Origin of the sequence: Lysinibacillus sp. LK3 (assembly GCF_001043675.1) — a bacterium.
GTDB lineage: Bacteria > Bacillota > Bacilli > Bacillales_A > Planococcaceae > Lysinibacillus > Lysinibacillus capsici.
This window is the reverse complement of the sequence record NZ_LDUJ01000022.1, coordinates 1-23,040: the sequence shown is the minus strand read 5'-3', so window position 1 is coordinate 23,040 and position 23,040 is coordinate 1. Positions and strand designations below refer to the sequence as shown.

Genomic DNA, 23,040 nt, shown 5'->3' with positions numbered 1-23,040 from the left:
ATCGTTTTTATGCAGGCAATTCAATGTCAAGCATATTCATTTCTACTTAGCATATAGTTTGAAAAAGGCATTAAGTTGATGATAGGGCGGAGGAATTTTACAGGTGAGTGCAATGATACTTGGCGGTTTTCTATTTTTCAGTGTGAGCATTGGGGGCGCGATTGCCTGGATTTTCTCTAAGCTATTTCAGCATACGACACAGGGGTTATCATTATTGTGCGGAGGTTTTTTAGTAGGCTTACTTGTGCTAGATATCATCCCTTCTTCCTTTCAAATCTATCAATCATTTGGGATTATATTAGGTATTTTTATTGGTTATTTCATCTTCCAACTACTAGATACCTTATTTCATGCTTCTCATGCACAGAATCCCTCTGTCTCTCTATTAACACTAGCTATGATTATCCATACAATACCTATTAGTCTCACTGTTGGAAATTTACTTGGAAATGCTGCATTAAGTATTTCTCTCACAGCCTCCATTATTCTCCACCATGTTCCAGAGGGATTTGCATTATCTACTGCACTCATCTCTCAAGGTGAAAGGCTTTGGAGACTTTTCATTTATTTCTTCATCTTCTCTATTTTCTTTAGTATTTTCATCTGGTTTGGTCAGTATTGGGCTTTACCAGACAAAGCACAAGGGATCTTAATGGGCATTTCGATAGGATTGATTGCTACAGCTAGTATTTCTGAATTCATTTTGCATCAGCTACAGAAAGTCTCATTTAAAGCATTTTTTATGTATCTCTTTCTAGGTTATTTCCTAAGCTATATTTTCCATATACTTGTTGAATAACAAAGGGATGTCTCCGCGCATGAGACATCCCTTTCCTCTTTTATTCTTCTTCACTAACTAGCATTAAAGTAAGCGTTAAAATTTTAGAAACCTCTGCCCGAGTAAGATTACCTTTTGGGTTAAACTTACCATTCGTACCATTTAAAATACCTAGATGTTGCAATAGACCGATAGCCTGTACTGTTTCTTGACGCATTTGATTTTTATCTGTGAATGAATTGTCTTTGCTCACTTGCGCAACATTCACTTCCATACCTTCTAAATACCTAGCAATAATATAGGCCATTTCCTCTCGTGTAACGGGCTTTTTCGGCTCAAATTTTTCACCATTGAAAATATCGATTAAGCCATACTCCTCAAGAATCGCTACCTCCTTAGCACCCCAGAAACCACTAAGATCAGTATAAGAAGCAGGACCCTCATAATCTTCATTCACATTTAAGCCAGATGCACGGAAAATAATAGCCGCCAGTTCTCCACGCGTCACTTGTCCATTTGGATTAAACGTAGTAGCCGTTGTCCCATTAATGATATCTGTTTGATATAGTAACTGAATATAGCTTTCAGCCCAATGACCAATAGCATCCTTGAAATATCCACCTGCTTTTAACTCAACGTCGGCACGAGCAAATACCTGTACCATATCATTTAAATCCTCTGCACTAACTGCTTCCCATTTGCCAGCTGTATATACCTCACTCTTATAGCCATTACTAGTTTGTGTAATTTTTATTTGAATCGCAGGCCCAAATAACTTCTTCAGTTCTTCATAGTTTTCCTTAAACTCTTTTTCTCCCTCTGGATAGAGGTTTGTACCATCTTTGTACGATTGAAGAATCGCCTCTAATGAAATTTTTACTGTAATACTATTTTTTGTTGTAACAATCGACACTTCGTTATTTTCAAAGCCTATTTTAGATAACAAAAGCATTTTATAAATATCTTGATAGGGCATGGCTTGTAACTGACTAGTGGCTGCAACATTCTGCTTTGGATGGATTATATTTTCCACATTTACTACATCCTGTGCATACGCCTGTCCACCAACCCCTGTAAAACATGCAATACTCAGTGCACCAGCTAACATTATTTTCTTCACTGTTTTTCCCCCTTCAATTCATAGATTCAGTGTACTAAAACAACAGTTTATAAATCTATAAAAATATGGGAATTAAACAATAATTATATAAAAGACCCATTTTTAACACATTATAATTTTCCTATTTTACTTTTGAGTTTGAAACTAGTTTAACAGAAGGACAAATTACTTAATGCTATCTACAACAATTACATATGTAATTAGATTTATCTCTTAAATGAGGGCAGCTTAAAGGCTGTTCTTTGTTATATTTCTTTTACACTGGGTACATACTTGAAATGAAACTTCTTTCAGAGAACTTTATATTTATATAATATCAGAGGCTTTCATTTGATTTTTATTCAACGGTAGAAGTAGTATGGAGTTGTAACGAAGGATTCTCTACATATCCATACTATTATATTAATGTAACAATTCCAAAGGAGGAATTTCGATGAATTATCAAAACATTACGGTTGCAGGTAGTGGTGTATTAGGAAGCCAAATTGCTTATCAATCTGCTTTCAAAGGTTTTAATGTAACAGTGTATGACATTAACGATGAGGCATTAAAAAATGCACAGGATCGTATTACAAAATTAAAACCATTTTATCAACAAGATTTAGGTGCTTCACAAGAAGAAGTGGATGCAGCCTATGCACGTCTTACTTTTAATAGTGACTTGGCGCAAGCCGTTGCCAATGCTGACCTTGTTATAGAAGCAATCCCTGAAGTTGTGAGCATCAAAACAGAATTTTACACGAATCTTGGAAAAGTAGCACCGGCAAAAACAATTTTTGCAACAAACTCGTCTACTTTACTACCAAGCCAATTTGCTGAAGCAACTGGCCGTCCTGATAAATTTTTAGCTCTTCACTTTGCTAATACAATTTGGAAAAACAATACTGCGGAAATTATGAAACACCCTGGTACAGATATGAAAGTATTTGATGAAGTGATTGAATTTGCACGCGCCATCGGCATGGTACCACTACCATTGCATAAAGAGCAACCTGGCTATATTTTAAACTCTTTACTAGTTCCGTTTTTAGATGCAGCAGAATCTTTACTTGTAAAAGAAGTGGCCGATCCAGAAACAATTGATAAAACATGGATGATTGGTACAGGCGCTCCACTTGGACCATTTGCTATTCTAGACATCGTTGGCATTAACACTGCCTATAACATTGTGGAAGCGAAAGCAACTGCCACTGGTGATGAAAACATGAAAAAATTAGCTAACCTCTTAAAAACAGAGTACATCGAAAAAGGCAAATTGGGCCGCGCAACAGGTGAAGGCTTCTACACATATCCAAATCCAAGCTTTGCAAAACCAGATTTCTTAAAGGGTTAATGATTAAAAAGAGCAATTGTCCTTCTTAAAAGGGCATTGCTCTTTTTTTATTATACAAAAAAATTCCAAAAACTAGGTGTGTTTTCAAATTCTTTCGTTGTCAGCTTTTCAATAATTTTCAGCTTAATCTCCTGCTCCAAGTCTTCTCTATCCTGGTAACTTGTTTGATGAAGACACTGCTTAATTTTTGGCGTAAAATTTTCGATAATTATTAGCATCTCCTCATTCATATTGTTCTGCATTGACTAAATCTCCTCCTTTCTAATAATATGATGAAGCTTCTTTAAAGCCTTTCGATGCAGGTTGGATATATTCTGTGGTGTTGTTTGTAATGTTTCAGCGATTACTTTTATAGAATAGTCTTTGACATAAATCATTTCTAAAATTTGCAGTTGCTTGTCTGTTAATTTTTGCAAGCCTTTAAAGAGCTGTTCATTTTCAATTTTTTCTAATAATCCTTCTTCTTCGCTCTCTTCGTCTCTTATACCATCGTCCATTAGACCACTATCTGCGACTAATAAAAAGCGATTTTGCAATCTTCTCTTTTTTTTATCGAAATCCAAGCTAAAGAAATAAATTAAATTGCTGATATATTTTATTTTCTGTACCCTTTGATAATGAGCTTGAAATGTTTCATCAACCATTTTCAAATTACAATCATTGGGATATAAGATTGCATGTTGTACCAAATAAAGATTTTGTGCATCTGCCAAAAAACTTCTGATAATTGGGTTTTTAACCTGTTCTCTATTTCTGTAAAAAAACTCTTCTATTATTTTGTACTCATTACACATTCGCATCACTCCTATATATTCGCCTTCTTGTTCATTAAAGTGAATATCATATATCTATTATAAACCAAAAACAGAACAAATGTTCCCTAATTTATTCATTCATATTGATTTTATTAATCGTACGTTCACTTTTCATAACTGTAAGCATCACAATAATGAGGGAGGAAGATGTTATGATACCAATTGAAACTATACAAATGTGGGTTCACCTAATAGGTAATTCAGGTTTCCCTATTGCCATTACCATCTATCTCTTTATGCGTTTTGAGAAGAAAATAGAAAATTTGGAAGCGATCATCTTGAAATTGTTAGATAAAAGGGAAAATTAATAAGCCTATAAAAAAATATACGGCAGCATCCTTTAAAAAGGATGCTGCCGTGTGACTTAAAGATGCTTCTGCATACCATATATGTAAGAACAAATATGTAGATGGGGGGATTTTATGGAGCTTATATTGACCATTTTTCTCATGCTAGATATTCCCTACAATTACTTTCACCATTCATTCCCCATTATGATTGAATACTTGGGGTATCTTGGATTTTGGCTGGCACTCCCATTATCGGTCCTTACTATCTTGCTAAGTCTATGGTTACTTATAAAAAAAGTGGGCATTGTTAGCTCTTTACTTATTCTTTTTATTACGGGGATTCTTTTATTCCTTGCTTTAATTCCATTGTTCCATTGTTACTCATCCTAATAAATTGAAGCCTTTGAAGATGGAAGTCTTCAAAGGCTTTTTAGCATTTTTAGAAATACAGCACCATATAATCCTCATCAAAATATTGCTGCCCTATTTTTAAGGCGTTTCGTTCTGTTCCAAAAACGTGAAAACCTAACGATTTGTATAATCCTTTTGCTGATTCATTGGAAGAAACAACTGTTAAATTAATTTGCTCGACGTCTACTAGTGTCTTTGCTTGATTGATGATCTCTACCATTAGTTGTTTTCCTATGCCCAATCCCCGTTTTTTTGAAGAAACATAAACGGCAAAAATACTCGCTTTATGCTTTAGCTTCATTTTATTTGCTTGCACCAATGTCGCCACACCGAGTAAATCCTCCTGGTCAAATGCCCCAAACGTAAATGTTCCCTGTCCTTCGAGCCTACTTGCAAACGACTCAATTGACAAATCCTTTTCTTCCTCGAAGCTAGCGCCAAAAGCTTCTGGATTTGTTTGCAATCCCTCTAATCTTAAATCTCTATATACTTCAGCATCTGCAGCTGTTAATTGTCTAATTTCCATGCCTTTTCCTCCTATCATACTTTTCCTATTTATCGGCCATAACGATTGGCATTTGATGTACTTTTCCAACAGTAATCCTTAAAATGGAAATAAGGGAGCTGAAAATCTATGGAATCTACTAATATGTCAAAACACTTTCTTACATTACAGGCACAACGAGCACACTATCTACCAGCTATTCATTCACTTTCACAGGAAGAACTATGGCGTGTAACACGCGAGGGAAAATGGTCCATTGGTGAACACTTTTATCACCTTTATTTGATTCTCAAAATGCTCCACACAGCAACCAAATATTCTTTATTCCTTACGCCTATCGCTAAAATGCGAAGAAACAAGCCATTCTCTACTGAAATACATGATATTTATGAAGAATATCAATCCAAAAAAGGACATGGAATGCGAGCACCCAGTATTTTGATTCCACCTAAGAAAATACGCTTTGTATTAAACAGTTATGATATCGAGCAATTACTTATCAACGAGACACTTGCTTTGCAAAAGTTAGTACAAAATATAGACGAGGATGTTGCAGGGCATATTGTTTTTCCTGATCCCATTGCGCATTATCCTAATCTCATTCAAGCTATTCAGTTGCTGTCTATTCATGAGAGGCATCACTTTAATAGGATGGAAGGGCTTTTAGGAGGAAAGAATTTGAAAGGTACAATTAAAGAAATCAAATAGAGCCAATTTGATTTTATGCCCCTCAAAACTGGCTCTGGATTTTTCTGTATAGTAACTTTGTCATGGGAAAAATTTCATTAGGAAACGCTACGAGCTCTTTGTTCTAGAACTACACTTAAAATTCCAAACAATAACAGTAACAACACACCCATTAACGTAATATTTGACCATTGTAACCGTGTATCGAATAGCTGAAAAAAGAAGGTGAATACAGGAATAAAACACAATGACATCATGACTAAAAATACTTCACAATATTGAATACCCTTCTGTAATAAATACATTGGTATCAACACACCGATGACGGTCATCAATAAAATCCAATCAATGTTTTCAAGCAAATAAGTAAACATGACATCATATGTAGCGATAAATGAAAGAAAAATGATACCATAAAATCTTTTTGATAATATCATCGAGCTTGTCCATCCTAATTGACTGAGCTGCTTAGAATAGACTGTACATAATACTGCACCAAGTCTAGACTATTTAATTTTCCTTCAACAAAAAAATCCGTAAAGGTCAATATGAATCTGACATTTACGAATTTTTTATCACTATTACTTATTATGGGCTTATTAACGTTTACAGCAGCATACGTAAAAACTTTTCAAAATGCACGCCAGCCTCACGAGGTACTTGCTCCTTCGAAGTAGCTTCAATTGCAGCGGCTAAAAATGTTTCTGCTAGTTTCATTGACTCCATTAAATCTTGTCCACGCATCATGCCGCCCATCATGATGGATGCGAAGAGGTCGCCTGTGCCTGAATAGCTCTCACCATTATAGTTGCGGATATTATGAAAAGACCGCTCAGAATCGACAAACATATTGCCAACATAACGCTTGTCCCTATCACCTACTGGTGGATTCAAACCCGTAATAATGACGTTTGCTCCAGTTGCTTGCTGTAACTGCTGACCTGCTTCCTTAAGGGCATGAATATAATCTGTATCATTTTGATAGCTCAATAGCCTTTCATAGGATAAACCTGTAAGCAAGCAACATTCCGTAACATTTGGCGTAATAATATCAGCACACTTTACTAACGCTTTCATACGATCAAGCAATTCACCAGTAAACATCTTATAGACCTCACCATGATCGCCCATTACTGGATCGACAAGCAACGTCGTCTTATTTGAGTGAAACACGTCTAAAAAGCGAAATATATTATCGATTTGCTCCTTACCTGTAACAAAGCCTGTATGAATACCATCAAAGGTAGCTCCAAGCTTACTCCACTCGTCTATAAAAGAGTCCATCTTTGACGTTAAATCTTCACAATAAAAGCTTGAATATCCTGTTTGTGCCGTTAAAATAGCTGTTGGTAGTGGGACTGCTTGCACACCCATCACAGAGAGTACAGGCATCGCAGCCGTCAATGAGCACTTTCCAAAGGACGACATATCTTGAATTACAGCAACTTTTTTCATCATACATTCCACCTAACTCATCCTGCTTTTACTCTCCCCATCGTATCACAATTAGAAAGATGCGAAAATAACCTCAAACTGACCCTTAACTTTTTTATGAAATTGACACTTTTACAATAGTCAGTCCTTTGTTAAAGTAAAAATCATCAAAATATTCATCATAGTGAGGAAGAGACAAATGCAAAATATACAAAGGCCAACATCCTATACAAAATCACGTACAAAAACATTTGATTTAGTCATTACAGCCATTTTAGCAGCACTTGTTTTCGTTGCTACAATGTTTATCAATCTGAAGCTACCAATAGGGCAAGGTGGTCTTATCCACTTAGGAACATCTATGCTGTTTATCTCCGCTATTTTATTTGGACCAAAAAAAGGAGCACTTGCTGGAGCTATTGGAATGGGCTTATTCGATATCGTAGGTGGCTGGTTAATTTGGGCACCCACAACCATTATTTCACGCGCATTACAAGGCTTCATTGTTGGTAAAATTGCTTGGTCAAAAGGACATAAAGGTGATAATCTTGGGTTGAATATTTTAGGAGCAGTAGTATCAATGCCCGTGATGATTGCCGTATACTATGTTGGGCAGGCCATTATGTTCAACAGCTGGATTGCCCCGCTGGCATCCATTCCTGGGGATGTCATTCAAAACATCGTAGGCTTAGTTATCGCCATCCCGGTATGTGTTGTACTGAAGAAAACGCCATACTTCAAAAAGAATTTTTAATGAGAATACGCCATCTTGCTGTTCAATACAGTAAAGATGGCATTTTTTATGGTGTGAGATATAGAAACAATGAATTTCAAGATAACGCGAAACTAGCCTTGATTTTTTTCATACTATAAGGTGGAGGTGGAAAAATGCCAAGAGTAAAATACCGTGATGCAGACGTTGCTTTAATGGCAAGGATGATGAGGGCAGAAGCTGAGGGTGAAGGTCAACAAGGTATGCTTTACGTGGGCAATGTCATTGTGAATCGTGCAGTGGCGTCCTGTTTAGACTTCAATGATGTAAGAACGATTGAGCAGGTTATTTACCAGGTACAAGGTGGAAACTATTCTTTTGAAGCTGTTCAAAAAGGCAATATGTTTTACCAACGAGCGAGAGAAACGGAAAAAAGATTGGCGAAACAAAACTTAGATTTCTGGCGAGAGCATCCAGCAAAATACGCACTCTGGTACTTCAATCCATATGCACCATGTCCCCCAACATGGTATGGTCAGCCGTTTACAGGACAATTTAAGAATCATTGCTTTTATGAACCTGCACCAGATACTTGCGCCAGTGTATATATGGGATAAGGTTTTTTGACTTTTAATAACCTACATTCACAAGTTTAATAACGTACTACTACAATTCAAAGCCAAACGTGTTAATTGACTATAAATCGCCAGATGTAAAAAGGCTGAAGGAATAGATGCGAATCTAGTTCCTTCAGCCTTATGCTAGCTCTTATTTTTTAATCGTTACATATTTGCTATAAACATACCCCGACTTATTATTATAAGATATCTTATACCAGCCTTGTATTTCCTCTAAAATTGTAATTTCGGTATTCTTTGAAATTGTCCCATATACTTTTCCTGAGTTCGATGGCTTTGAACGAACATTTAAGTGATAAGCCGTAACAATCCCTTTAAGTGATTCTGGCTGAGTAATTGTTGGCTTCGATTTGTCTGGTGCTGACTTACTTGGATTCACCGGTTTTTCTACTGGCTCATCTTTAGGTTTATTCAATGCTTTTACCAGCTTTTGATAAAATTCACCTGACGTTTTTACCCCAGTAAATTGGCTAGCATCTACTTTTGCTTTTGTTGCTAGCATTTTTATTTCTTCTTCTGTAATCAAAGCTTTGACATTAATAGATGCTATATTTGTATACTTACCATCTTCCGTTGTAGGAATGGCTAAAATATCTTTATTGATTAATTCAACAACAGCAGCACGTGCAGGCGATTTCACATCGACACCAACGATTTTCCAGTTATGCTGGATCACTGGCTCATACACGCCGTTCATCTCTTCTTTTAGATATCGAATGGCTAGATTACGGATTGTACCGCCTGTTTCTCCATAGGCACTTTCTTCTTTAGAGGACCAAATCATATTAAACTTACGCCCTTCAAGTGCCTGACCTTTTGATACAAGAAAATCCATACGATAAGAGTTCATACCAAGCTTTAAATTGTCTTCTAGCTTAATTGGGGTACCATCTAATTTTCGTAGATTTTTTATTCTGTTACCTGGCTGCTCAGTTAAATCGATGTCATATTTTACATTTCCGAAATAATCATTCGTACTATATTTAGAGGAACGACGCGTTTTATCAAAACTAATCGTCACATCTCCATCACGTGTGCTATTAAAATAGCCAACTGCCCATTCCATATAATCTTTTAAATCTTTGCCCGTTACTTCATAAACTGATACTTCTCCACCAGCAAATTGATAATTATAGGCGATATCCTTTTTCTTAATAGGACCTACATCCAATGAAGCTTTGTCATTATCAATCTGATGTGCTACCACATCTGCCTTACTATAATGTAGCATGACCTCATGGAAAAAATCTGATAAAGGTGTTTCTTGGATGTGTACAGCTGGTATACCCTTAATTTCATTTTTGGGAACAAGATTTGTTCCTTTAAGCTGTGCTACTTCGATATTAGCATCTTCACGTGCATACTCATGGTATGGCTTCAACGTTTTTTCTAGGTCTTTATCCGATTCAACAAAGGTCCCGTCTTCATTCTTTACAGGAATAGTTGAAGCATCTTTTTCTTTAAGCAACAATTTCTCGCCTTGGCGAGTAAATGTTAAATCAATTCGTGAAATATGTGTTCCATATTTATTAGGCTCTGTTATAAAAACACCGTTCACTTCTTCTTTATTTATCAGTACATGATTGTGTCCTGCAAAAATAGCAGCTAGTTCTGGTACGGCATTAGCCATTTCCTTCACACCCGTTCCTAGAACACCATTTTCATTTTCCAATCCCATATGCATAAGGCCAATCATGACATCTACTTTACCCTCTAATTCCTTAACTGCCTTTTTAGTCTCTTCTATAGGGTTTTTGACAACTAAACCATCAAGATGATTTGTCCCCTTCTCATACTCTGTAATCAAAGGTGTTACCATGCCAATAACCCCGATTTTAACCCCTTCACGCTCAATAATTGTATATGCAGGTAAATAGCGTTCGCCATTTTCTTTATAAACGTTCCCAGCAAGTCTTGCTCCATTAAATTGACTGGAAACTTTATCTAATACATCCAAACCAAAATTAAACTCGTGATTACCATATGTCCAAGCTTCATAGCCCATTTCATTAACAGCCACCATCATTGGTGACTGCGGCTGGTCATTAAACAATTCTGCAGAATTATCCTGTATTAAATCTCCATTTTCCAATAGGATGGTATTCGGATGATCTTTACGGATATCTTTAATAATTGTATATAATTGCGTTAAACTTCCTGTGAGATTAGGTCCATCCACTGCGTAATCCCAAGGCATAGAGCGGCCATGAATATCTGACGTAGCCAGGAGTGTAATATGAATATCTTTCTCTTGTGCATTGACAGGCGTTTGTGTAAAGACAATTCCTGTTGCCAGAATCAATACAGCCATACTTAGTATTGTTATAACTTGTTTCAATTGATTCATTTCCTAGTTTTCTCCCTTTTTATTCTGAATTTTAAGATTCCTAATCAGTGTAGCATTTATGGAGATGTCTAACCAGGTAAAATCTATCATAAAAGTAATATAATTTCATAAATTTAACAAATATTAGCGTGATTAAAGAGGAAAAAGCAATAGAAAATCGATATTCAATAAAAGTTTCAAACCCGTCCAATATCCCTATTTTAATAGGATTTATTTGATTCATTTGGATATGCTAGAGCCACTCTCACACGTTTTTCCTTTAATAACAGGACTCCCATCAAACCAATGAAGGAGAATATAACAGGCGAAATGAAGCCATAGTAGTACCCATCATTTACATTGCCTGTGGCAGCTTGAAAGTAATCTAAAATAAACCCAAAAATAATGGGTAGCAATGCGGCACTTAGAAAGCCCCCTGTATTGGCAAATCCAGAAACAATGCCTGATTCAGCAAAAGGAAAAGTTTGACGAACTGCCGCAAAGGTTAAGGCACTTGCACCATAGCCAAAGCCGATGATAAAGAACAGGACAATGAGCATGAAAATGGACGGATGCCCTTTCAATAAAAGAAAGGCAAACCAACTCGCTAAAACCGCAATATGCACAACAATATAGGGTCTCTTAATTGTACCTAAACAGCCAGCAATCCAGCTCATTAAAGGTGCTCCGATAAGCGCTCCGACTAAACCAATCATAATTAGCTGACTAGCCTCTGACCGTGACATCTCATACATATTGATCCCATATGGTACTGCCCACGAGCTAATAAAGCCAACATACCCGCCCACAACGCCAAAATGACAAAAAAATAAAGCCCATGCTTGCCTGCTTGAAAATATTCTTCGTAATAATATGGAGCTATTTTCACGTTTTATTTCTTTAGTTATGCTTACAGATTCCTTTGAAAAAATGCGTTTTGTGTTTTGTACGAGCACAAAATAAAGAAGTACACCACATAAGCATAGTAAAAGTCCTGTAGAGAAAAAGGTGATTCGCCAACCTAATAAAAAAATCAATGTAACAAAAGGCACTGTTGCCAATAAGAAGCCTAAGCTCCCTGTCATACCTGCAAAGCCAATTAATCGGACAAACTCCTTTTTATGAAACCATTGTGCCAAAATAAGCACCATATTCACCCATATGGTCGCATCTCCTACACCAGTAAGTATTCTAGAAAAGAATAGAATGAATTCATGTGTACCTAGACTGTAAAGAATGGTTCCTATACCTGTAAGTGTGGCACCAATGATGAGAAAAACGTTTGGCCCAAATCGGTCAGCTAAAATCCCCATTGGAATTTGCAAACTCGTGTACACAAAAAATTGAATACTCGTCAATAACCCAATTGTCGATGCCGTTACCCCAAAATCCTCCATCAATTGATCTGTAATTAACCCTGGAGCAGTTCGCTGACTTGCCATTAACAAATAGGTAAACAATACAGCAACAAACACAATCCATCTGTACTTATGTTGTTGTTTGTCCAATAATCACTACTCCTATTAGCTTTTAAGTTATGTATATGAGTTCGAGGCCAGGATAAAACCTGCTTTTGAGGAAGCTTTAAAATTACGACAGAAAGAAAACGCACCCAGTCTACACTAAGTGCGTTCATGCTATATTATACCGCTGGCTGAGGCTGTTCACTGACATGTACTGCTGGTTGACGGTCTTTCCAAGGCATTGCTTCCTCTAGCTGTCTACCTAGCTGTAATAACGTCAATTCATCTGCAAATTTACCTGTCATTTGTAGACCAATTGGTAGGCCTGATTTACTTTCGGCTAAAGGCAATGATATAGAGGGCTGACCTGTAGCATTGAATAAATTTGTAAACGGTGCATACGTGAAAATTTGCTCTGTCCATTCAACAGCTGAAATGTTAGGATTGTTGGCATTTAATTCACCAATTTTAGCAGGAAGTGTGCCAATAGTTGGACTCAATAAAATATCATAGTCTTCAAAGAAGCCTGCAACTTGACGTGAAACGACTGCATTTGTATGAATAGCTTCCAATAAATCAGCCGCCTTTAATTGACCACCATATTCATAGCATTTCCAAATGGCGGCTTCAATATAGTCTGGAGAAACTGCTTTACCAGTTCCCGCTGCAGCCCCCTTAATCATTTGATAAATATTCGCTGTCCAAATAGCGACCGTAGCCTTTGTGAATGATGCTTGTTCATATTTCGGACGCGCCTCTACTACCTCGTGTCCTAGTTCTTTTAATACTTGAACTGTTTTATGAACCGCTTCTATACATTCCGGATCGACAAATGCCCCAGAATTTGTTTCAGTTGTCCAAGCAATTTTTAGCGGGCGCACTGTTTCCTGGATAAGTTGTCCATACGGTGCATGTGTTACTTCTAATTTGGAATAGCTTCCTAAGTCAGGACCTGCTACTTGATCCAATAAAACAGCTGTATCGCGAATTGTACGAGTCACAGCGAACTCAATGGCAATACCATTTAAAGGCTCGCTATTGAATGGACCAGCTGGAACTCTTCCCCGTGTTGGCTTTAATCCCACTAACCCACTACAGGAAGCGGGAATACGAATAGAACCTCCGCCATCATTAGCATGAGCGATTGGCACTATACCACTTGCCACAGCGGCTGCTGACCCTCCACTCGAACCGCCTGGACTATGATTTAAATTCCACGGATTGCGCGTTGCACCATAAATAACTGCTTCAGTCGCTGCATTATAGCCAAACTCAGGTGTTGTCGTAGTACCTGCTAAAATCAAGCCAGCCTTTCTAAAACGCGCCATTAATTCACTATCGACGGGTATAACCGTATTTTCTCCAATACGACTCCCCATACTATGCGGAACACCCTCTGCATGTAGCACAAGCTCCTTAATTAAAAACGGAACACCTGCAAACGGCGCATTTTCATCAACCTTCTCAATGGCCTTATCAGCCTGCTCTTCTAACACACTAACAACTGCATTAATGGATGGATTGACTTTTTTTATTCCTTCTAACGCTAGCTCCTTTAACTCCTGTGGTGTTACCTCCTTTGATTTTACTAGCTCTGCTAACCCAATACCGTCATAGGATGCATACTCTTGTAAATTCATATCATCACCTCGTATAGTAGTAATCTTTCAACTATAATGTACTGAATATTCTAAATTTAAGATATTACCCGAAAGGATAATTCTGTTTTAAGTAGAATATATACGCATAATAGAGAAATGAGGTGTTTTCATGTTTTTAGAAAATGATTTAGAAAACATTCTTAAAGCAAGCTATCATATTTCAAATATGAATGTGAAACAAAGCAATGAATGTTTTAAACATGAACTATTGCAAACAATTAGTCAGCATCTCGGCTATCACCATATGTTATTTTGGGAAATAGCAAATAATGAGCTAACCGCCCCTGTGCTTTTTAATATAGAGCGTCATACGATTAATGACTATTTACAAAGATATAAAAACTTTGATCCATTGCACCCCCAAAATATAAATACACAGCCTTCCATTCAGCTAATGAGTAGGAATGAAGTGATGTGCCTGCAAAAACAAACCCACTATAAAGAAGTATTTTTGAAGGAAAATCGCTATGAAGATGAAATGGCCATGTATTTGAGGATAGACAATAGGCTCGTAGCCGTTATTGGCTTTTTAAGGAAAACAGGAGAGAAGCTATTTAATGAAAAAGATATTTTAAAGTTAGTATATTTGAAAAGAAATATCGAAAATATGTATTCCTTACATCACTTTTCACAGCCCTCCATCGTGTTGGAAATGACAGATCGAGAACGAGAAGTTTTAAAGTTTGTATTCAAAGGCTTAAAAAACATAGAAATCGCCCAGCAATTATTCGTCAGTGAAAATACAATTAAAAAACATCTTCAAAATCTATATAGAAAATTTCAAGTAACCAATCGTACCCAGCTACTAGCAAAGTGTTTAAAGTATATTGATCATATTTAGGAGGGTCATCTATTGAATTCAAAGGTAGTATGATTAATTGGCATAAAACTATTTTCCCTCAGTAAAAAATGTCCCACCAATTGGGTGGGACATTTCTAATTTTAATTCTAACTATAGAGGCGCTCTTTTACTTAATTACTTTGCACTTTATATACTTTACTATCAAGCTGTCTATCTATTGCCTGCTGTAAAAATCGCGTAGCGGTAAACAATTTTTCTTCATCAATATTCGTTTGCACACCTAAACGATGCAGAAAATTTACTAAATCATTTGTCGATACATTGCCGCTTGCACCAGGGGCATAGGGGCATCCCCCTAAACCTCCAATAGCACTGTCGTATTTTGTAATCCCCAGCTCAAGTGCTGCAAATATATTGGCTAAAGCACGGCCATACGTATCATGAAAATGAAGGGCAAACAAATCACGATCGTATTGAGTGAGCAGCTCTGATAAAATAGCCTTTACTTGTACAGGATCCGCTACCCCAATTGTATCGCCGAGTGAAATTTCAGAAACGCCCATTGCTAGATAGGCATCAATGATATCCTTCACTGTTTGAAGCTTTACTTCATCACCAAACGGACTGCCAAATACAGTTGAAATATAGCCTCTTAACGATATACCTTCACGATTTGCTACTTCAGCTACAGCTTTTAAGTTCTGCAAAGATTGGTTGATTGAAGCGTTTACATTACTTTGATTATGCTCCTCAGAGGCGGAGATAAATAACGCAATTTCATCAACCTTTTGTTGAATGGCTCCTTCTACCCCTTTCAAATTAGGCACAAGCGCTGCATACGTTATTTTTTCATCACGTGCGATTTGCTCAAACACTTCATGATGATCGGCTAAAGCTGGTATCCATTTGGGACTAACAAAAGAGGATACTTCGATATGGCGGACACCTGTTTCACTGATTAAGTTAATCCATTGCACTTTCAAATCAGTTGGAATAAAAATTTTCTCATTTTGTAAGCCGTCACGAGGACCTACTTCTCTTATTTCCACTTGTTTTGGTAAAGTCATCAAGATACACTTCCTTTAATTAAATGCCGAACAGCTGTAGCATAATCCAGCTTGATGCGTAGAATACCATGAATTGCACACCGGCCCCTACACCTAAAATACGATTTAATAAACCACCCACAGTTGCGACTGTAAATGTTAACACTACTCCTAGCAATTGTGCCTCGTTATAGGCAAGCAAAAATGCTAATCCGATAAACATCGCTACGATTGCTTCCTGGCTAATATATTTCAATACTAATACAGATGCTTTACGTGCATAATTCATCGCAAATGGATAAGCAATTAAAGCGGCTACACTAATACCGATTAACCCAAAAATGAAAAAGTCCCATGAAGACATTAGCGTGTGTAGGTTGTTAACTGGATCTACTGTAAAAATCGGTGGTGCATTAAATAAAGGTGATGCTGGTCCAAGTGCTACTGGACTTAACGGAATACCGAATGCAATTAATGGAATAATCGCTTCAGCAATATATGTCGATTCCGTTACACCATTCATAACAGTAAGACTCGTTGTTGATTTTTTATAGGCACCTTTTGTACGAGAGCCTACAATTTCTCCCATCAATGACGTCATCCCAACAGGACTGAAGACAAATGTAAGGGAGGAAAGAAACGTTGTAATACTCGTAAAAATGGTCTGCCTTTTCGATAAAATTTTAAATGGATTCGGGAAATAGCCTTTCCATGATTTCGTTTCGGGAGCAAGATTATATTGATTTGGCTTACTGCGTGCTAGATCATTTTTAGCAACAGAAGAAGCCGCCATTAAAATATTACAAAACATCGGTCCAATCGCAATTCCTAAAAAGAATGTAATACTTAAATGTTTATCCAGCATCGCAAAGCTAACGCTATCTAAAGCTTTAATGAAAAATGCAAATGGAACAATGATTAAAATACTTGCCCATTTTCCCTTTGAAAAGAATGCGATTAAAATTGCGGCAAGTGTAAAAATGATGCCTGATGAAGATTTAAAAAAGTCGGCAAATTGACCTAAAAACTGACCTAACAATACAGCGGTTGGTAGGGCGATAAATGCACCGATAACACCGCCAGAAATCATTTTACGTAGTGCAACGTGCGGCATGCCTAAACGGCGTAATGTATTGGCATGATCGATTAACGGTACAGCCGTTGTATCCCCTGGAATTCCTAATAACGCAGTTGGGACAGCATGTGTTAAATGCTTAGCTAACACGCCCGCCATGAAAAAGGCGAATACCCCTTCAGGAGGCGCTCCCAGCAAAATAACTAGCAATGTAATTGGTACCATAATTGCTGTTTCATCTGTACCTGAAATAAGTCCAATTATAGTAAAGATTGCTGCACCAAGAAATGCAAATAAAAGAGCTATTACATAAATACTCATTTTTTATCCGCTCCCTTCAAGCCTTGTAAGCTAGAAAGAATACCAAAATCCTCAAGCTCCTTTTTTGTCACCGGATCTTCCTCGATTAAGCGTATTTCCTCGTCTATATCAATTTGTAAATCCTCAAATGCTTCCTTTAAAGAATGACTAGATGCTTCATCCTCTACTAAAATACGCTTTGGTTTAAAAAGAATCGTATTAATAGCAACAACAATCAGAATACCCGTGATTCCTGTTAACAGTGAATAAGAGTTAATCATCTGAGGGTCTGCAAACTTCGGAAAAACCCACTGACCAAACTGATAGCCTAAAAAGCTTGCGGCAACGCTTAAAATAATTGAAATAATTAACTGATTGCCAGAAACCGTGTCTCCTAAAATTTCAATAAACTTCTTTTCCTCTACATTTTTTTGCTCATTGTATGGAGTATTCGCCATGTATTATTCACCTCGCAGAGAGTTTGTAATCTCTAAAACACGATCATAACGGAAATCCTTCTCTTCTACCGCCTGCTGCACAACACGATCAATAATATCGCCTGTTGCCCCAGCCATTACAGCCAAGTTTTTCGCATGCAGACGCATATGACCAGATTGAATACCCTCTGCTGAAAGTGCGCGTAAGCTTGCTAGATTTTCTACTAATCCTACTGCTGCAATGTAGCTAGCTAGCTCCTCTGCAGATTGCACATCCATAATTTTTAGCGCTGCTTTTGCAACAGGATGAGTCTTCGTAGCCCCTCCCACAATACCAACAGCTAATGGCAATTCCAACGTCCCAACAAGATTGCCTGCTTTATTCAGCTCCCACGTTGTTAAAGAACGATATCTACCAGAACGAGCAGCATAGGCATGAGCACCAGCCTCAACAGCACGTGTATCATTACCCGATGCTAATACTGCAGCAGTAATACCATTCATAACCCCTTTATTATGTGTGGCAGCCCGATACGGATCAGCATCTGCAAATTCGTAAGCACTTACAATATTTTTCGCAATCTCTATCCCCCCGAGCATTTCTGTCGAGAATTCTCCACGCGCACGAACAATACGCTTATCTGCTAAATTTGAAATAATCCGTAGCACAACTCGTCCATTTGTAATACGTTCGATTAATGGTGACACAGATTCCGCCATCGTATTGACTGCGTTTGCCCCCATTGCATCCTTCGTATCTACGATTAAATGAACGACAACCATTGTTTCTTTTGCTGTGTCGATTAAGTGCACTTCTATATCCTTCACTCCACCGCCTAACTTGACTAACGTTGGATCCTTTTCATTACAATGCTCGATGATCTCATTTTTATGTTCAAAAATTTTCGCCCTCGCTGCATGAGGGTCCTCAATATTTAATACCTGAATCTGTCCGCGCATAACTGTTCCCGAGCTGGAAGTAAAAATACCCCCTAACTCATATGCTGCACGGGCAGCATTACTAGCCGCAGCAATTACTGACGGCTCTTCAGTAGCCATCGGAATAAATACCTCTTTGCCATTCACCTTAAAGTTGGCCGCTACCCCTAGAGGCACTGAAATATGTCCAATAACATTTTCAACCATTGCATCAGCAAGCTCTAATGAAATTCCACTTTTTAAAGCTTCAACTTCCTCGTTGGTTAAATTTGATTTTTCAGCGATTAACTTAATTCGCTCTTCTACTGAAAGTAAATAAAATCCCTTAATACGTGAAGTCATCCCCATACCCCCAAAATTAAAAAAAGTGTAATATAATTCAACTTAGTTGAATAACATTACACCAATTGTAAATTGTCTGAATAGTATTGTAAACAAGAAATTTGTATTTTCGATAATATTTACGTTTAAAGGAAAGATTTAATCCTCAACATAAATCGTTAATACCTTTGAATTCTCTATAGAATTGTTAATAAAGATATGCTCCTTTTTCCCAGAAAAATACGCAGAGTCCCCCTCATCTAAATGGTAAAATTTATGATCGTATTTCAAGACGATACTACCCGAAATGACATAAATAAATTCATCATTATCGTGTGTATAAGGAGCTAAATTTTCCGCCCCATTATGTACAGTAACAATAGAAGGATTGATATTGCTCATATAGCTCTTATTCGCTAACAGCTCATATTGATAGCCAAGTTCATTCGTCTCAACAGTCTCATTGCGTTCTTTTTTCGATACAATCGAAATGCCATCAAATTGATCCTGAATAACAAACCAAGCCATTGGCACATCAAATATTTCCGCAATCTTGGACAAGGTCACCAGACTCGGTGTCGCTTTGCCATTTTCTATTTTTGAAATATGGCTTTTCGTTAAATTAATCTGCGAAGCTAAATCATCCTGAGACATTTTATTTTTCTTCCGCATCTGCTTTATTTTTACTCCAACTTCTAGTAAGTTCATCTATTCCAGTCCCCTCGATCATTTCGGTTTTTACAATAACTATACTATATTTTTAAATGATGGATCGAAAAATACGGGAGTATATTACTCCTTCATTGTCGTCTGTTCAATTAAATACAACAGGGTGTGCTGAAAGTTTCTCGACTTTTAGCACACCCTTATACCATTATAGTGATGACATTCACATCTTCTTAGGCTGAATCCTGAGCGAGATTGTTGCATTATGCTCCATAAAAATTAATTTTGAGAAGCAATAATCAGCTTAAATAAAGGAAATAAACGGAATTTTTATTTATAAATGGTATTAAATTATATTTAGTAAAAACGAAATGTTAGTCACAGTTTTTCTATACGAATAACTTTGATTTTTGCTGGATTTGACTCCAAAATTTCAGAATACCAAATCCTCACTTCATCTCCACTTTTAATTCCTTTCATAGAAAGTTTCGATTCATTAATTAAAATTGAAACTGTTTCAAATTTATTTAAGTACATGAGATTTTCGCTAGAGAAACTCTCTATATCAGATTGTTGAACGTCCTTTCCTTGAATAAAATAGACTATTCCTTCATGCATTACTATATAACCAATTTCACTTTCGGTATTTTCTTTACTAGCAAATAGTTGGCTAACATTACCTAAGAACCATAAAGCAACAAGAAAAAGTAACAATAAGACTGTATTGATAATAGGTTTGGGGATTCTGTTCTTCATTCAAACCACCACCTTATACATTTAATAATTTTCATATCATTTTAAATATACATAATATACCAAATATTGCGCTCACCTCTATTCTACAATACAAAACAGTACTTTACTTGTAATACTTCCCAAAGAAGGAATACAGAAAATATTTTGAAGTTTTCAATGCAATCGGATAGAATTAGGAAAATAAAAAAAACTTATATTGAACTGCCGAAGATAAATTACAAGCTGTTGAGCGCTACTTAAGAGGAATGGAACAGAAATCTCCTATGCTATAGCTAAATCTATGGGGACTAATAATAAAGCAACCCTTAAATGGATTAAACAATATGAAATACAATGTAGTTGAAGCTATTATTCAGCCGTCTACAAATTAAACACTAGAGTTTACTCTAAACCAACCTATTCACTTGTTTCAGACATGTTGAACAAAGCACTCGAACGTTTACCTGAGCACCACCAGTTACTTATGCATACCGATCAGGACTGGCATTATCAAATGAATAAATACTGTCGCGCCTTAGAATCAAGAGGGGTTGTTCAAAGTATGTCTCGTAAAGGAAATAGTTACAACAACTCTGTCATGGTGAATTTCTTTGACATTATGAAATCCGATTTCCTTTACATGAGGGAATTAGAAAGTATAGAGCATTAAAAATAGAATTAGAAAAATATATAAACTACTAGGCAAAATTAAAAACGAGTCCGGTGCAATACCGAACTCATTTATCCAAAGTAGCCAAATGAAATAACGAAGCTTACATACTTCGAATTAACTATTTAATTCATTTATGTGTAACCTACTTAATTGCGCTCTGATTTTTGGAATGCTACAAATAAAGATAATTTTTTATTAGAAAAACCTTAGTTACCTCTAAAGACATTAGTCTCTATTATTGAAAGCAGATGCAAATAAAAAAATACTAAGAGACTGAGACATTCAGATGTAAAAACAATTTTATAAATTAATACCCAAAATAGAGCCTTTGAAGAATTTGATATGCATATATTCACATGAATTCTTTCACATTTAACCAAAAACGTTGGATATCAGTTTAAAGAGATAAACGGATGGTTATCTCGCTTTATGACTACTCCCACTCAATCGTCGTTGGGGCTAAGATGTAATATCATACGGTAGGATTTAAGATTATTATCAAAACAGAAAAATGCATTCAAATCATGTAATTTTTTGTCCTCAATTGTAGATGGTGACTCCCATTTATATGTCTATGTCGTTTCAATGTCTTTATCATCAATTTGAAAAGAAAACATAGGAAAATTTTAGTCTTCCTATGTTTTCATTCAAATTATTGATCTGTTTGTTCTTGCTTCTTTTTCAAATACTCTGCACGTATTTTCTCAAGTTGCTGCTTTTTATCAAATTTGGCCGGCTTGTTTTTTTCATGATACTTTGCCACAGCCACCTTACCTTTAGTATCCAATTGATATTTCCCCACTTTGGTTCACCTACTTTTCCTGCCTTTAAAGATATCTATTCAACAAATATAGTATACCTTATTTTGTTGATGTAAACCTTTTTCCTATATTGGTGTATTGCTTAACCTTAATTTCGGTAAAAGCTTAGTAAATAATTCATAGCCAAATGTATTATCTGTATCCATCCATTTTTATATTATTATACCTTTATCATTATTTACCGCGACAATCTTGCTCACCTTTATGTATGGAGACGGCGGGTGTTCAGTATATAAAAACAACAAACCTTATTATATCAACGTTTAAAGGGCTTTTTTGACCACTAAAAATAACTCTTACAAAGGAATTAATAAGGTTTGCCAAAAATGCTTACGGAGACTACTATAAATATATACTTTTTCTTTAGAACAACTGTAGTATGTTTTTTAATACTACATAAGTACTCACCATCTACACAGGGAAAATCTTAAACAAATTTTTCTCCAAATTCTATTTTTAATTAATATTTTTCAAAATTCTATTTTTCCTCAAAAACTCTATCTGTTGCATTTTTTCTATTAAAGGATTTAATTTAGTAATTAAAATTTCCAGTTCATCTTTCAATATACTACTCTTATCATTGTCAACAAATGGTAACATGCATCTTAGTAAATCATCTACTATTGAACTTGATATTTTAAAAGGATTTTCTTTTAAATACGCTATAGTTTGAGTTGTTATTTGAGAAATATCATGTTGTAAAAAATGCCTTACACCTAATTTTTTTAATATATATTCATATTCATTTATACTCAATTCTTTTTTGGTTAAACAATAAGTTAACGCCTCTTTCAAACTTTCAATCTCTTGCTTAGAAATAACTATATTATTACTCATATAAAACATTTGTAGTTCACTTATTATAGACCTTTTGGATTTATTCAATTTTTCCTTAATAGAGTAATCTTCAATAAAATTATGTATATCTTTAATATTATAAAACTTACTCACTTGAGGTAAAAATTCATTTACCAACCAATTATATGCAGTCAATGCTCCCCAAATATTTTTTTTATTAAACTGTTCAAGTTTAATATCACTCATAATAGTTA

The 23,040-nt window shown here is 36.1% G+C and carries 24 protein-coding genes and 1 pseudogene; 8 read left to right on the top strand and 17 right to left on the bottom strand.

What is annotated here, in order from left to right:
* Positions 1-112 precede the first annotated feature (112 nt).
* Positions 113-799: a zinc transporter family protein gene (locus tag VK91_RS16495; protein WP_231595704.1), complete on the top strand. Its 687-nt coding sequence runs from the start codon at positions 113-115 to the stop codon at positions 797-799.
* 40 nt (positions 800-839) lie between these two features.
* Here the strand turns inward: VK91_RS16495 and VK91_RS16490 are convergent, their stop codons facing one another.
* A complete protein-coding gene (locus VK91_RS16490) occupies positions 840-1,898 on the bottom strand; it encodes an S-layer homology domain-containing protein (RefSeq protein WP_048394340.1) in 1,059 nt (352 codons plus the stop codon).
* A gap of 433 nt (positions 1,899-2,331) precedes the next feature.
* Here VK91_RS16490 and VK91_RS16485 point away from each other — a divergent pair, with 433 nt between their 5' ends.
* The gene (locus tag VK91_RS16485; protein ID WP_048394338.1) at positions 2,332-3,231 is read left to right on the top strand and encodes a 3-hydroxyacyl-CoA dehydrogenase; all 900 of its coding nucleotides are present in this window, start codon (positions 2,332-2,334) and stop codon (positions 3,229-3,231) included.
* Between the two features lie 50 nt (positions 3,232-3,281).
* Here VK91_RS16485 and VK91_RS16480 read toward each other — a convergent pair whose 3' ends face one another.
* Both VK91_RS16480 and VK91_RS16475 read right to left on the bottom strand, forming a co-directional pair.
* Complete coding sequence (locus VK91_RS16480) at positions 3,282-3,473, bottom strand: hypothetical protein (protein WP_004228187.1); 192 nt, start codon at positions 3,471-3,473, stop codon at positions 3,282-3,284.
* Positions 3,474-3,476: 3 nt separating this feature from the next.
* On the bottom strand, positions 3,477-4,025 hold the full coding sequence (locus tag VK91_RS16475; RefSeq protein ID WP_048394336.1) for a sigma-70 family RNA polymerase sigma factor: 549 nt from the start codon (positions 4,023-4,025) through the stop codon (positions 3,477-3,479).
* Positions 4,026-4,198: 173 nt separating this feature from the next.
* On the opposite strand from VK91_RS16475, the gene VK91_RS22565 reads away from it, so the two are divergent.
* Positions 4,199-4,354 (top strand): YvrJ family protein, encoded by a 156-nt coding sequence (locus tag VK91_RS22565; RefSeq protein WP_082148167.1) that lies wholly within the window; start codon positions 4,199-4,201, stop codon positions 4,352-4,354.
* 421 nt (positions 4,355-4,775) lie between these two features.
* Here VK91_RS22565 and VK91_RS16470 read toward each other — a convergent pair whose 3' ends face one another.
* Positions 4,776-5,273 carry a GNAT family N-acetyltransferase gene (locus VK91_RS16470; RefSeq protein WP_048394335.1) on the bottom strand — a complete coding sequence of 166 codons (498 nt, stop codon included), beginning with the start codon at positions 5,271-5,273 and terminating at the stop codon, positions 4,776-4,778.
* 108 nt (positions 5,274-5,381) lie between these two features.
* Between VK91_RS16470 and VK91_RS16465 the strand changes: the two genes are divergently transcribed.
* Entirely contained in the window at positions 5,382-5,960 is a 579-nt protein-coding gene (locus VK91_RS16465; protein ID WP_048394333.1) for a DinB family protein, read from the top strand.
* Positions 5,961-6,037: 77 nt separating this feature from the next.
* Here VK91_RS16465 and VK91_RS16460 read toward each other — a convergent pair whose 3' ends face one another.
* A complete protein-coding gene (locus VK91_RS16460) occupies positions 6,038-6,376 on the bottom strand; it encodes a hypothetical protein (RefSeq protein ID WP_053075728.1) in 339 nt (112 codons plus the stop codon).
* Positions 6,377-6,545: 169 nt separating this feature from the next.
* Positions 6,546-7,394: a pyridoxamine kinase gene (locus tag VK91_RS16455; RefSeq protein ID WP_048394331.1), complete on the bottom strand. Its 849-nt coding sequence runs from the start codon at positions 7,392-7,394 to the stop codon at positions 6,546-6,548.
* Between the two features lie 178 nt (positions 7,395-7,572).
* Here VK91_RS16455 and VK91_RS16450 point away from each other — a divergent pair, with 178 nt between their 5' ends.
* On the top strand, positions 7,573-8,127 hold the full coding sequence (locus VK91_RS16450; protein ID WP_048394329.1) for an ECF transporter S component: 555 nt from the start codon (positions 7,573-7,575) through the stop codon (positions 8,125-8,127).
* Positions 8,128-8,261: 134 nt separating this feature from the next.
* On the top strand, positions 8,262-8,702 hold the full coding sequence (locus VK91_RS16445) for a cell wall hydrolase (protein WP_004228176.1): 441 nt from the start codon (positions 8,262-8,264) through the stop codon (positions 8,700-8,702).
* Positions 8,703-8,853: 151 nt separating this feature from the next.
* Here the strand turns inward: VK91_RS16445 and VK91_RS16440 are convergent, their stop codons facing one another.
* The 3 genes from VK91_RS16440 to VK91_RS16430 form a co-directional block, all read right to left on the bottom strand.
* Positions 8,854-11,070, bottom strand: coding sequence for a 5'-nucleotidase C-terminal domain-containing protein (locus VK91_RS16440; protein ID WP_048394327.1), 2,217 nt, complete (start codon positions 11,068-11,070; stop codon positions 8,854-8,856).
* A gap of 200 nt (positions 11,071-11,270) precedes the next feature.
* The gene (locus VK91_RS16435; protein WP_048394325.1) at positions 11,271-12,557 is read right to left on the bottom strand and encodes a nitrate/nitrite transporter; all 1,287 of its coding nucleotides are present in this window, start codon (positions 12,555-12,557) and stop codon (positions 11,271-11,273) included.
* A 134-nt stretch (positions 12,558-12,691) separates the two neighbouring features.
* Complete coding sequence (locus tag VK91_RS16430; RefSeq protein ID WP_048394323.1) at positions 12,692-14,152, bottom strand: amidase; 1,461 nt, start codon at positions 14,150-14,152, stop codon at positions 12,692-12,694.
* 130 nt (positions 14,153-14,282) lie between these two features.
* On the opposite strand from VK91_RS16430, the gene VK91_RS16425 reads away from it, so the two are divergent.
* Positions 14,283-15,014 carry a response regulator transcription factor gene (locus VK91_RS16425; protein ID WP_048394322.1) on the top strand — a complete coding sequence of 244 codons (732 nt, stop codon included), beginning with the start codon at positions 14,283-14,285 and terminating at the stop codon, positions 15,012-15,014.
* Between the two features lie 131 nt (positions 15,015-15,145).
* Here the strand turns inward: VK91_RS16425 and VK91_RS16420 are convergent, their stop codons facing one another.
* From VK91_RS16420 to VK91_RS16395, 6 genes are all read right to left on the bottom strand, one after another.
* Positions 15,146-16,042, bottom strand: a complete 897-nt coding sequence (locus VK91_RS16420; RefSeq protein WP_048394320.1) for a hydroxymethylglutaryl-CoA lyase — start codon at positions 16,040-16,042, stop codon at positions 15,146-15,148.
* A 19-nt stretch (positions 16,043-16,061) separates the two neighbouring features.
* Complete coding sequence (locus VK91_RS16415; protein ID WP_048394318.1) at positions 16,062-17,417, bottom strand: tripartite tricarboxylate transporter permease; 1,356 nt, start codon at positions 17,415-17,417, stop codon at positions 16,062-16,064.
* Positions 17,414-17,854: a hypothetical protein gene (locus VK91_RS16410; RefSeq protein ID WP_048394316.1), complete on the bottom strand. Its 441-nt coding sequence runs from the start codon at positions 17,852-17,854 to the stop codon at positions 17,414-17,416. The genes VK91_RS16415 and VK91_RS16410 overlap by 4 nt, the downstream gene beginning before the upstream one ends.
* A gap of 3 nt (positions 17,855-17,857) precedes the next feature.
* Entirely contained in the window at positions 17,858-19,114 is a 1,257-nt protein-coding gene (locus tag VK91_RS16405) for a hydroxymethylglutaryl-CoA reductase, degradative (RefSeq protein WP_048394314.1), read from the bottom strand.
* 138 nt (positions 19,115-19,252) lie between these two features.
* The gene (locus VK91_RS16400; protein ID WP_048394311.1) at positions 19,253-19,801 is read right to left on the bottom strand and encodes a helix-turn-helix domain-containing protein; all 549 of its coding nucleotides are present in this window, start codon (positions 19,799-19,801) and stop codon (positions 19,253-19,255) included.
* A gap of 336 nt (positions 19,802-20,137) precedes the next feature.
* Positions 20,138-20,515, bottom strand: a complete 378-nt coding sequence (locus VK91_RS16395) for a DUF3221 domain-containing protein (protein WP_048394308.1) — start codon at positions 20,513-20,515, stop codon at positions 20,138-20,140.
* A gap of 385 nt (positions 20,516-20,900) precedes the next feature.
* On the opposite strand from VK91_RS16395, the pseudogene VK91_RS22555 reads away from it, so the two are divergent.
* Positions 20,901-21,193: pseudogene (locus tag VK91_RS22555) on the top strand (IS3 family transposase); the annotation flags it as partial.
* A 626-nt stretch (positions 21,194-21,819) separates the two neighbouring features.
* On the opposite strand, the gene VK91_RS22955 reads toward VK91_RS22555, so the two are convergent.
* Together VK91_RS22955 and VK91_RS22950 are read right to left on the bottom strand one after the other, a co-directional pair.
* The gene (locus tag VK91_RS22955; protein ID WP_004228154.1) at positions 21,820-21,969 is read right to left on the bottom strand and encodes a hypothetical protein; all 150 of its coding nucleotides are present in this window, start codon (positions 21,967-21,969) and stop codon (positions 21,820-21,822) included.
* Positions 21,970-22,444: 475 nt separating this feature from the next.
* A partial coding sequence (locus VK91_RS22950; protein WP_048394307.1) for a hypothetical protein occupies positions 22,445-23,040 on the bottom strand: 596 nt, incomplete at its 5' end.